We start from the raw sequence: 11,191 nt of genomic DNA, 5'->3' as shown, positions 1-11,191 counted from the left end.
AGCCGATGCCCGCCGCTCGCCGCCTCCGCCGCCGTCAGGGCGCCAGCCCTTGAAGCGCGTAACGCCGGCTCCGCCTTTTTCATATGCTATTGAAGCAATGGAAAAGGGAGGCTTTGCGCATGCCGTATCAAGGTTTCATCATCCACACTTCCGTCTGTCCGTCCATCAACGGCAAGGGCTTTGATTTCTGGATCGATGCTTCGGGTACGACCCACGCGGCTCCGCTGCTGACCGATCCCGATTATATCCATCTTTGTCTTGAGGGTGACTTCGGGCAGCCTTCGGCAGCTGCGGCGACCGCCGGGATCAAGGGGCAGGTGTTTGCCGCGAGCCGGCTCATTCTGAATCTGGCCGCTCTGTACGAAATATCTCCGGTGATTGTCAAGCCCCACAACGATTCATGCCCCGGACCCTATTTTCCCTGGAATGAACTTGTGCTTTATCCCGGCGATGGTTATCATTAGTCTGAGGTGACCAATCGACAATGGAAAGATTACAGAAAATACTGGCACAGGCTGGCGTGGCATCCAGACGAAAATGCGAAGAGCTGATTCTGGCCGGCAAAGTGGAAGTGAATGGCGAGGTCGTAACGACGCTCGGAACGAAGGCCGATCCGGCCACGGATATCATTAAGGTCTCGGGCAGAACGATTTCGGGCGAGAATAAAATCTACATTATGTTCAACAAGCCGAAGGGCGTGATTACAAGCGCTTCCGATCCGAAGGGCCGCAAGGTCGTGACGGATTATATGAAGGGCATCAAGGAGCGCGTGTATCCGATCGGACGGCTCGATTACGATACGGAAGGTCTGCTTCTGCTGACCAACGATGGGGAGTTCGCCAATCTGCTCACCCATCCGAAGCATCATGTGCCCAAGACGTATCTGGCTACGGTCAAGGGCATTCCGCACGGCACGGCGCTGGACAAGCTGAAGGACGGCATCAAGCTGGAGGACGGAATGACCGCCCCTGCCGAAGTAGAGTACAAGGATATCGATGAGGACAGCAAGGAGTCGGTCATCAGCATCACGATCCACGAGGGCCGCAACCGCCAGGTGCGCCGCATGTTCGAGGCGATCTCCCATCCGGTCATCCGGCTTAAGCGGATTTCATTCGGCGATATCCTGCTGCAGAACCTGAAGCGCGGCTCGTACCGCCATCTGACCAAGGACGAGATCAACGGGCTGAAGCAGCTTGCCATGGCTGGACTGGCCAAAGGAAATAACACTCGCAAAGACACATAATGTTCACAAGTGCCATCAAGACCCCACGGAAAAATGGGACCGTATTCGTTATAATGTTCATAGGATGTTCACACTTCTTGTTAACGATATGAACGGTATCATTGAAGGGGGCAATCTGTGTGGGCAAAGCGAGAAGACCGGTACAAATCATGATTTTGGTTCTGATCGTCCTGCTGGGCGGGTATGCGGTCGGAACCACGGCATTTGGAGGAGACGGCAAGCCGAAGGAGGGCGGCCGCGCTCCTTCCTTTGAGCTGCTCGGACTGGACGGCAAGACCCATTCGCTGGACGAATACCAGGGAAGGCCCGTTGTCTTGAATTTCTGGGGCTCCTGGTGCGCTCCCTGCGTCAAGGAAATGCCCGCGCTGGAGGCCCAGTGGGAGAAATGGAAGGCCCACGGGGTCATTGTCGTCGGCATCAACGTCGGCGAGGATCAAATGACGGTACAGAATTTTGTAAACGGTGTCGGCGTCAGCTTCCCGGTTCTGATGGACCAAGACAGGGAGGCCGTCCGCAGCTATGGGATCTCTCCTCTGCCGACAACCTTTTTTATTACTGCCAAAGGAACAATCGATACGATTCATATCGGGCAGCTTGACCTCGGCACACTCGATGCGCAAATCGGAAAGCTGGTGAACCGATGAGCGGAAATCCTCCCCTGATCGTCAATACGAAATGCGAATGCGGGCACCAGAACCCCGTCGGCACGGTGCTGTGCGAAGCTTGCGGCAACCCCTTGCTGGACGGCGCGGATTCGGCCCGGCCTCTTGAAATGCGCTATGACGGCAAGGCCCGCCGTTCCCAAAAGACCAACCCTGGCGTTATCGACAGGGTATGGAACTTTTTTTCCTCGGTCAAAATTGCGATTTATCTGATCGTGCTGACGCTGCTCGGCTCTACGCTGGGAACCGTCTTTCCGCAGGAAAGCACCTTTCTCCATATCGACCCTTCCACCTATTACAAGCAACGCTATGGCACAGCAGGCGACATCTATTACAGGCTCGGCTTATCCCATACGTATGAATCCTGGTGGTTCATCACCCTCCTGGTCATGATTGGGGCATCGCTTGTGATCTGCAGCCTGGACCGCGTACTTCCGCTGTATAAAGCGCTAAGTCGGCAGCAAATCCGCAAGCACCGGCGGTTTCTGACCAGGCAAAGGGTCGCTTTGGCAACGAAGGTGGCGGAGGGACCTGAGGACTGGGTGTCGAAAGCTGTTCAGCCCCTGAAGAAGCAAGGCTACCGGGTCATGACGGACGGAGGCGCGCTGCTTGCGGAGAAGCACCGGTTCAGCCGCTGGGGGCCTTACATTATTCATATCGGCCTGATTATCTTTCTGCTCGCCGTGCTGGCAAGAGGGCTGCCAGGGCTTCATATGGATCAGCATCTTGCCTTTCCGCAGGGGGAAATCGTCCATATTCCGGACACCTCCTACTATTTGGTGAATGAGCGGTTCACCGTGGAGTTCTACAAGGACGAGGAGATGCCCGAAGAATTCCGCGGCAAGAAAGTGCTGCCGAAGCTGTACGAAACGAAGGCGGTGCTATACGAATGCACGGCGGATTGCGGCGATCCCTCCAGGGAGCCGAAGCTGGCGAAGGTGGCGTCCCATGCGATCCAGGTCAATGATCCTTTGAGCTACAAAGGAATGAAAGCGTATCAGTTCGACTACGACCTGACCCCTGTGCTGCGTTCGGTGACGCCGAAACTGGTCAATTCCGCGACAGGAGAATCGTACGGCTCGTTCAAGCTGGAGATGAAGAATCCGCAGCGCTCTTTTACCGCCGGCCCCTACACGCTGGAGCTGAAGGAGAAGTATATGGAATTTGGACTCAGCGAGGAAGGGAAGCCGATCTCCAAATCGCCGTATCCGAACGAGCCCGCCTTTTTCTTTCTGATCAAAGGCCCGAAGCTGCCGGCTGGCGGCGAGCCGTATTTCTATTTTCCGAAGCAGAACGACAAGGCTGAATTCCAGCAGGATGCGATTAATGACAAGCTCGGGGGCCAAGGGCGGTTTCTGGAGCTTGAGGTGGGCGATATGAGCGGCGTCGATGTCTCGGAGTCAACCAGCTATCTCAATGTCCGCGTGGACCGTGCAATGCCGTTTGTCTGGGTCGGCGCCGGAATTGTCATGCTTGGCCTGGTGCTTGGCTTCTACTGGCAGCACAGACGGATCTGGCTGACCGTGGGCGAGGGAGAGCTGACGCTGGGGGCGCATACGAACAAGAACTGGTATGGGCTTCGGCGGGAGGTAAGCTCTTTTCTGAAGAAAATGGATATTAACGCTGATGAAAAATCATTGGAAAATGGGGGAGATCCGGCATGAGTCTGCTCGATTTCAGCAATGATGTATTTATCGCCGCTTTTTTCTTGTACAGCGCAGCGTTCATGCTGTTCACCATCGCCATTATGGGCCGCAGATGGTCCGGCCGCGAACCGGAGGAGCATTCCGCGCGCTGGGGCCGAGCCGCCTTCATCGCCTCATCCCTCGGACTCTTGTGCCACCTGGCGTATTTCTTCACCCGCTGGGCGGGCGGGGGACATATTCCCGTCAGCAATATGTATGAGTTCATGACCTTCCTGTCCATGATGGTGATGGTCGCGTTTACCGTCATTTTCTCCATTTACCGCAAAATCCTGCTCGGTCTCTTCTCCGTTCCGATTTCTATCATTGTTATGGCGTATGCCGCCGTGTTCCCGCAGGAAGTGCAGCCGCTGATTCCTTCTTTGCGATCCATTTATCTGAACATCCACGTGACCCTGGCGGCTTTTGGCGAATCCTTTTTTGCGGTAGCATTTGCGGCGGGCCTGATGTATCTGCTGCGCACGGTCAATTTTAACAGCTCGTCAAAAAGCGACAAAAGACAGCAGCGCGGAGTCGAATTTACGCTGTTCATTATCATCGTCATTATCGGATTTTTGGCCTCGGTATTCGCATTTCGGGGGGCCGGATACGAGACGGTTTTTATTAGAAGCAACGTTACCGTTGACAATCCCGGGCAGAAAGATAGTACAATAGAGAAAGTCAGTTATAAAATGCCGCCCATCGTGGCACCTTACCATAGCGAAATTGAGAGCTTCCAGTCGATTCTTGGCATAAAGAAACCGCTGTTTGAGGCGCCTTTCTGGATGAAGGGTGTCAATGCCGGAAGGAAACTCAATACGGTGATCTGGTCGCTCTTGACCGGAGCTGTGCTCTACGGCGTATTGCGCCTCCTTGTGCGCAAGCCGCTGGGCCGAGCGCTTCAACCCGTATTGGACGGAATCGACGAGGGCGATCTCGATGAAATTACATACCGGGCCATCGCTATCGGTTTCCCTATATTTACGCTGGGGGCTTTGATTTTTGCCATGATATGGGCCCAGGTGGCATGGGGAAGATTTTGGGGCTGGGATCCGAAGGAAGTATGGGCACTTGTGACTTGGCTGTTTTACAGCGCCTATCTCCATCTCCGGCTGGCGCGCGGATGGCAGGGACGCCGATCCGCATGGCTGGCCGTACTTGGATTTCTGATTGTCATGTTTACCCTGGTTGGCGTCAATCTGGTTATTGCCGGGCTCCATTCATACGCTGGAACGGACTAATTCTTGACCGGGATACCGAAAAAGCTATGCTCAGGGTAATCTTCTACTGTTATCGATGAAGGGGTTGTTGTGAAATGGCAGAGCATCTGAATAGAATTCTGGTGGTGGACGATGAGGAACGTATTCGTCGTCTGCTGAAAATGTATCTTGAGAAGGAAGGCTATGAAATCGACGAAGCAGAGGACGGAGAAATCGCGCTGCGCAAGGCGACCGCCGCCGATTACGGATTGATTCTGCTGGACGTTATGCTGCCCGGGATCGACGGCATCGAGGTCCTGACCCGGCTCAGAGACGTAAAGTCCACTCCGGTGCTCATGCTGACCGCCAAGGGCGAGGAGATCAACCGTGTGCAGGGCTTTGAAATGGGAGCCGACGATTACGTCGTCAAGCCGTTCAGCCCACGGGAGGTCATCTACCGGGTAAAGGCGATCTTGCGCCGATCCTCGGCGACCGCCTTCTTGTCGAAGGAGAGCAATTCCAGCAACAATATCGTATTTCCGCACCTCGTTATCGAGCATGACGCGCACCGCGTAACGGCCGGAGGCCAGGAGGTTAGCCTGACGCCGAAGGAGTACGAGTTGCTGCATTATCTGGCGGTGTCGCCGGATAAAGTGTTCTCGCGCGAGGAGCTGCTGAAGGATGTATGGAATTACGAATTTTTCGGGGATTTGCGCACGGTCGATACCCATGTGAAGCGTCTTCGCGAGAAGCTGAACAAGGTGTCGCCGGAATCCGCGGCGATGATTACGACGGTGTGGGGCGTAGGCTACAAGCTTGAGGTCCCGAAATAAAGTGAACTTCTGGAGAAGCCTTGTCGGCAAGCTGTGGGTGACGATTATCTGTCTCGTCGCTGTCGTGCTTATGACACTGGGGCTGTTCTTGCTGCCATACATTGACAGCAACTTTGCCAACTCCGGCGCAATCAAACGATTGTTCATGTATACGGCTTTGATCGGATTTTCCATGACGACCTTCTTTGCACTGTTTCTCTTCACGAAGATTACGCAGCCGATGCATAAGGTTATCGAGGCGGCGAACGCCATCCGGCGGGGAGAGTACGGCAAGCGGCTGAAGCTTGTCACAAGCGACGAAATCGGAGAACTGGCGACGTCCTTCAATCATATGGCGGCAGAGCTGGAGGGCACCATCCGGAGCTTGAATCATGAAAAAGGGCTTCTGTCCAGCGTGCTGCGCAGCATGAGCGATCCCGTGATCACATTCGACAACGAGGGGCGGATCGTGCTTACCAATCCCCACGGCCAGTCCCTGCTGGAGAGCTGGAACGATCTGAAATGGGAGCAGGAAGGCGAGGACGATTTCGAGTCCGCAAGCGGAGACACCCTGGGTGTTCCGCGTCCGCTGCGGCTGCTGTTCCGGCGCACGCTTCGGGAAGGCGGCGACCACAGCTCCAATGTGCATGTGCGCCAGGATGTATGGTCGGTGCATATGGCGCCGCTCTATTCGGATAATCAAATTCAGGGCACGGTGGCCGTGCTGCGCGATGTGACCGAAGAAGTAAGGCTTGAGAAAATGCGCCGCGACTTCTTGGCCAACGTCTCCCATGAAATCCGCACTCCGCTGTCCATGATGCAGGGATACAGCGAGGCGCTGCTGGATGGCATGGCTTCTTCGCCCGAGGAGAGCAGCGAGCTGGTTCAGGTCATTCACGACGAGGCGCTGCGGATGGGCCGGCTGGTGAAGGATCTGCTCGATTTGGCGCGGATGGACGCCGGGCATACGGATCTGCACAAGGCTCCGGTCAACATGACCGAACTGCTGGAGCGGATATACCGTAAATTCTCCGTGCGCGCCAAGGAGCGGGAAATCGAACTGAGCTGCGTCAGGAAGAGCAATGAGCTATGGCTTCATGACGCGGACGAGGATAAGCTGGAACAGGTGCTGACCAACCTGCTGGACAATGCTTTCCGTCATACCCCCGCCGGCAAAAAGATCGACATTGTGGCCGACTGGATTATCTATGCGAACCGGTCGGAGATCGAGGTCGAGGTCCGGGACGAAGGCGTGGGCATCCCTTCCGAGGATCTTCCTTTTATCTTCGAACGGTTCTACAAAGCGGATAAAGCCCGGGTTCGCGGGGAATCCGGAGGCACGGGACTCGGCTTGGCTATCGTCAAGAATATCGTCGAATCCCATGGCGGACATATCTCGGCTGCCAGCAAATTAGGGGAAGGAACCTGCTTTACGCTCCGTCTGCCTGTCGAAAAACAATAAATTTTAAACAATTCTTGATAGCGCCTCTTGTCCCGGAGGTGCTTTTTGTTGAATGGAGCCGATAAATCTTGTTCTTCGTGGAACAAAAACGGTGTAAATATAGGTATCCATATGACAGGGGGATTTCTATGAGAAAAGTAACAATCGCGGAACAATTCTTTCATTCTTCAGGAATTTTCCTGTTGTCAGGCATGCGTCTGGACGGAGCTGCGCGATGAGCCGTTATATTTTGTCGCTGGATCAGGGGACGACCAGTTCGCGAGCGATCCTGTTCGATGAACAGGCCGGAATGGTCAGTCAGGCTCAATATGAGCTTACCCAGTATTTTCCCCGCCCGGGCTGGGTGGAGCATGATCCGGAGCAGATATGGAATGTGCAGCTAAAGGCGGCAAGAGAGGCTGTTGCAAAGAGCGGCATCCATCCCTCGCAAATTGCGGCAATCGGCATTACGAACCAGCGCGAGACGGCGCTTGTCTGGGAGAAGGCAACCGCCAGGCCGGTATATCCGGCTATTGTGTGGCAGGACCGGCGGACCGCAGAGATGTGCGAGGAGCTGAAGCGGAGGGGACTTGAGCGGGATATCGGGGAGAAGACGGGCCTTGTGGCCGACGCTTATTTCTCGGCGACGAAGCTTGCCTGGATACTAGAGCATGTGGAAGGCGCGCGGGAGAGAGCCGAGCGTGGCGAACTGCTGGCCGGGACAATTGACAGCTGGCTGATCTGGAAGCTCACCGGCGGCACTGTGCACGCCACGGACGTTACCAACGCGTCCCGGACGATGCTGTTCGATCTGCACCGGAGAGTATGGGACGGGAAGCTGTTGGCCGAGCTGAACCTTCCGGAGAGTATGCTGCCCGAGGTGCGGATGTCGGGCGGGTCCTTCGGTACGGCGCTCAGGCAGTGGCTCGGAGCGGAAATTCCGATTGCCTCCGTGCTGGGGGACCAGCAGGCGGCGCTCTTTGGACACACCTGCCTCGAAGCCGGGAGCGCCAAAAATACGTACGGCACCGGCTGCTTCATCTTGATGAACACGGGAAGCGAACCGGTAGCCTCGCGGCACGGGCTGCTGACGACGGTAGCCTGGGGAATAGGTGATGAGCTGTATTACGCGATTGAGGGCAGTGTGTTCGTTGCGGGGGCGGCGGTGCAGTGGCTGGAGGAGGGCCTCGGCCTGATTGAAAGTCCGGGCCAATCCGAGCAGAAGGCGCGGGAGGTTGAAGACAGCGGGGGTGTTGTCGTCGTGCCTGCGTTCACCGGACTCGGCGCGCCGTATTGGGATATGTATGCCCGGGGCGCGGTCTTCGGCTTAACGCGCGGAACGACTTCCGCCCACCTCGTACGCGCCACGCTGGAGTCGCTTGCTTTCCAGTCAAGGGATGTAATCGGCGCCATGGAAAAGGACGCCGGCATGCCGCTTGCCGAGCTGCGGGTGGACGGCGGAGCTGTGCGCAACGACCTGCTGATGCAGTTCCAGGCCGATATTCTGGGCAGGGAAGTGACGCGCACGACCTACGCGGAAACAACGGCGCTGGGAGCGGCTCTGCTGGCGGGCCTTATCGCAGGGTTCTGGAGCCGCGATGAGCTGCGGCATTTCAACAAGGCGGAGAAGACCTTTACTCCCGCCATGCCGGAGGAGGAAAGGGAGAATCGTTACCGTATTTGGCAGGATGCCGTCTTGCGGACTATGGGGTGGGATCAGCATGAACGACCGCGCGGGGAACCCCGGCACTTTCAATAGAAGCGGGCTTACACTAAAAAAGAAGCGGACCATGATCCTTCAAGAGAGGAGCGGTCCGCTTTCTTGTGCCCGGTAGAGAGAGACAATGGCAGAGGCCGTATGCTCAACCTCCCGTCCAAGCTCAGGCGGCTCCGTTACCAGTACATCCGCTCCAAAAGACAGTATGATGCGGACCGAGCTGGTTCTGGACGCCTTCCATACGGATGAAGCGCACTGGCGGGTAGTCGAAGAGCTGCAACCGAATCGCCCCGTTATATCGGGCGGGCCGTGTGCGCATTGGCAGCCGATCCGGACATTATGAACAGGTCGGGCGTGCCGCAGCAGACAGGGTGCTTGGCCAAGCAATACGGCTTTACCGATATTGATGGCCGGGTCGTACCGGCATTTCTCATATCCGGATGACGAAAGCGCCGGCTGCCCATTTACAAGGCAGCCGGAGCTTATTATGTCCGTACTATGGATATTACTGTCCGTACTATGGATATTACTGCAATACGACTTCTTTGGCGGTGTTGATCTCCGGCAGGGCGGCCAGCTGCGTCAGCACATCCTCCGGAACTTCCTTGTCCACGGTCAGCAGCATAACGGCTTCGCCACCGACAACGATACGTCCCACCTGCATCGATGCAATGTTGACATCGTTCTGGCCGAGCAGCGTACCCACTTTGCCGATGATACCCGGCTTATCGTTATGGGAGATCAGGATTTGATTGCCTTCCGGAGCGATGTCAACCGGGAATTTGCCGAGCTGTACGATGCGCTCTCCATACCCTTGCAGCAGCGTTCCGGCAACGATGCGCTCCTCGCCTCCCTCGGCAACAAGCTTCACAGTGATCAGGTTAGTGAAGCCCTGGGTCTTCGTTGCTTTGGTTACGACCACATTTACTTCGCGGCTCTTGGCCAGATGCGAGGCATTTACGATGTTGACGTCGCCGCCGAAGTGGCGGGTCAGCACGCCCTTCACAATGTAGCGGTTCAGCGGCTGGGTGTCGACATCGGAGAGGTCGCCGGCAAATTCCACATGAATTTCCTTGATGGCGCCATTCGTAATCTGCGAAGCGAAGCTGCCGAGCTTCTCGCCCAGATTGAAGTAAGGCTGCAGCTTGTTCATGACGCTCGGCGCGACCGGAGGGATGTTAACCGCATTGATGAACGGCTCGTTCCGCAAAATATGCAGCACCTGCTCGGACACGTCGATCGCCACATTCTCCTGCGCTTCCACGGTGGATGCGCCAAGATGCGGAGTGACGATAATTTTCGGATGCGACAGGAAAGGATGATCCGCTTGCGGCGGTTCCTTCTCGAATACGTCGAAGGCTGCTCCGGCTACGATACCTGCATCAATGGCTTCCACCAGCGCCATTTCGTCAATAACGCCGCCGCGCGCGCAGTTGACAATGCGCATGCCTTTCTTCATGGCTTCGAATTGAGGGCGGGAAATCATATGCCGCGTTTGCGGAGTAAGCGGTGTGTGAACCGTAATGAAGTCCGCGCCTTGTACGATGTCATCGACGGAAGCCAGCGTGACTTCCAGCTTCTCTGCCCGGTCGGCCGTCAGAAACGGGTCATAAGCCAGGATGTTCATGCCGAATGCCTTGGCACGCTTTGCAACCTCGCTGCCGATGCGGCCCATGCCGAGAACGCCAAGCGTTTTGCTGCGCAGTTCAACGCCGAGGAACGATTTTTTGTCCCAAACGCCGGTGGTTGTCTTCGCATAGGCTTGCGGAATATGACGGGCCAGAGCCATCATCATCGCAAAGGCATGCTCACAGGTAGTAATGGTGTTGCCGTCCGGAGCGTTAATGACGACAACTCCACGCTTCGTGGCGGCTTCCAGATTGATGTTGTCCACGCCGACGCCGGCGCGTCCGATGACTTTCAGATTGGACCCCGCTTCGATAATTTTGTCGGTAACCGTAGTTTGGGAGCGTACGAGCAGACCGTCGTATTCGCCGATAATGGCAATAAGCTCATCCTCGCTGAGTCCGGTTTTTTTGTCTACCGTTACGTCGCTTGCTTCCGTCAGCTGCTGGATGCCCAGATCGCTGATCGGGTCCGATACCAAAATTTTAAACATGATTACTTTTTCCTCCTTAGATGTGTGAACATTTATATTTTTTGAGGAGGCCTATTGAGGCACTCCGGATTACCTGAAACAGCTTTTCCATAGAAGAAAGCGATCATACCGCATTTCCAAGGCAAGCATCAACGCGGTGCCGCAGCAGAGAAAAGGTCTGAAACAGGGTGTGAAGCATCCAATCTTCCCCCGGGCGGGCGCAGCAAAAGCAGGCAATCAGCAAAAAAACTCCCGACCCCATACTGCTTCCGCAGTAAGGGACGAGAGTTGTCGTGGTACCACCCTAATTCACCGCGTCCTTTACAGACACAGCCTC

At 56.0% G+C, this 11,191-nt stretch carries 10 protein-coding genes and 1 other annotated feature (1 of these 11 running past the window's edge); of the genes, 9 read left to right on the top strand and 1 reads right to left on the bottom strand.

Translation table 11 applies throughout. From position 1 onward, the window contains the following. The first annotated feature begins 119 nt into the window (after positions 1–119). From L692_RS0107710 to L692_RS31715, 9 genes are all read left to right on the top strand, one after another. Entirely contained in the window at positions 120–464 is a 345-nt protein-coding gene (locus L692_RS0107710; RefSeq protein WP_025698665.1) for a hypothetical protein, read from the top strand. 20 nt (positions 465–484) lie between these two features. Beyond that, a complete protein-coding gene (locus L692_RS0107705) occupies positions 485–1,243 on the top strand; it encodes a pseudouridine synthase (RefSeq protein ID WP_025698663.1) in 759 nt (252 codons plus the stop codon). Positions 1,244–1,362: 119 nt separating this feature from the next. Then, positions 1,363–1,887 carry a redoxin domain-containing protein gene (locus tag L692_RS0107700; RefSeq protein WP_025698661.1) on the top strand — a complete coding sequence of 175 codons (525 nt, stop codon included), beginning with the start codon at positions 1,363–1,365 and terminating at the stop codon, positions 1,885–1,887. Further along, positions 1,884–3,569: a cytochrome c biogenesis protein ResB gene (gene resB, locus L692_RS0107695; protein WP_036722611.1), complete on the top strand. Its 1,686-nt coding sequence runs from the start codon at positions 1,884–1,886 to the stop codon at positions 3,567–3,569. The genes L692_RS0107700 and resB overlap by 4 nt, the downstream gene beginning before the upstream one ends. Then, positions 3,566–4,828: a cytochrome c biogenesis protein CcsA gene (ccsA, locus tag L692_RS0107690; protein WP_025698657.1), complete on the top strand. Its 1,263-nt coding sequence runs from the start codon at positions 3,566–3,568 to the stop codon at positions 4,826–4,828. The genes resB and ccsA overlap by 4 nt, the downstream gene beginning before the upstream one ends. Positions 4,829–4,902: 74 nt before the next feature. Then, positions 4,903–5,619, top strand: coding sequence for a response regulator transcription factor (locus L692_RS0107685; RefSeq protein WP_025698655.1), 717 nt, complete (start codon positions 4,903–4,905; stop codon positions 5,617–5,619). Position 5,620: 1 nt separating this feature from the next. Beyond that, a complete protein-coding gene (locus L692_RS0107680) occupies positions 5,621–7,060 on the top strand; it encodes an ATP-binding protein (protein ID WP_025698653.1) in 1,440 nt (479 codons plus the stop codon). A 214-nt stretch (positions 7,061–7,274) separates the two neighbouring features. Next, the gene (glpK, locus tag L692_RS0107670) at positions 7,275–8,798 is read left to right on the top strand and encodes a glycerol kinase GlpK (protein ID WP_025698651.1); all 1,524 of its coding nucleotides are present in this window, start codon (positions 7,275–7,277) and stop codon (positions 8,796–8,798) included. An 85-nt stretch (positions 8,799–8,883) separates the two neighbouring features. After that, complete coding sequence (locus tag L692_RS31715) at positions 8,884–9,099, top strand: hypothetical protein (RefSeq protein WP_156940336.1); 216 nt, start codon at positions 8,884–8,886, stop codon at positions 9,097–9,099. Between the two features lie 183 nt (positions 9,100–9,282). Here L692_RS31715 and serA read toward each other — a convergent pair whose 3' ends face one another. Beyond that, positions 9,283–10,875: a phosphoglycerate dehydrogenase gene (gene serA, locus L692_RS0107665; protein ID WP_025698649.1), complete on the bottom strand. Its 1,593-nt coding sequence runs from the start codon at positions 10,873–10,875 to the stop codon at positions 9,283–9,285. Between the two features lie 253 nt (positions 10,876–11,128). Next, positions 11,129–11,191, bottom strand: a binding site (T-box leader); it runs 166 nt beyond the window's last position.

The organism is Paenibacillus forsythiae T98 (assembly GCF_000520735.1).
Classification (GTDB): domain Bacteria; phylum Bacillota; class Bacilli; order Paenibacillales; family Paenibacillaceae; genus Paenibacillus_AQ; species Paenibacillus_AQ forsythiae.
Note: the sequence above shows the minus strand (reverse complement) of the source record. Positions and strands in the feature narration are given on the sequence as shown.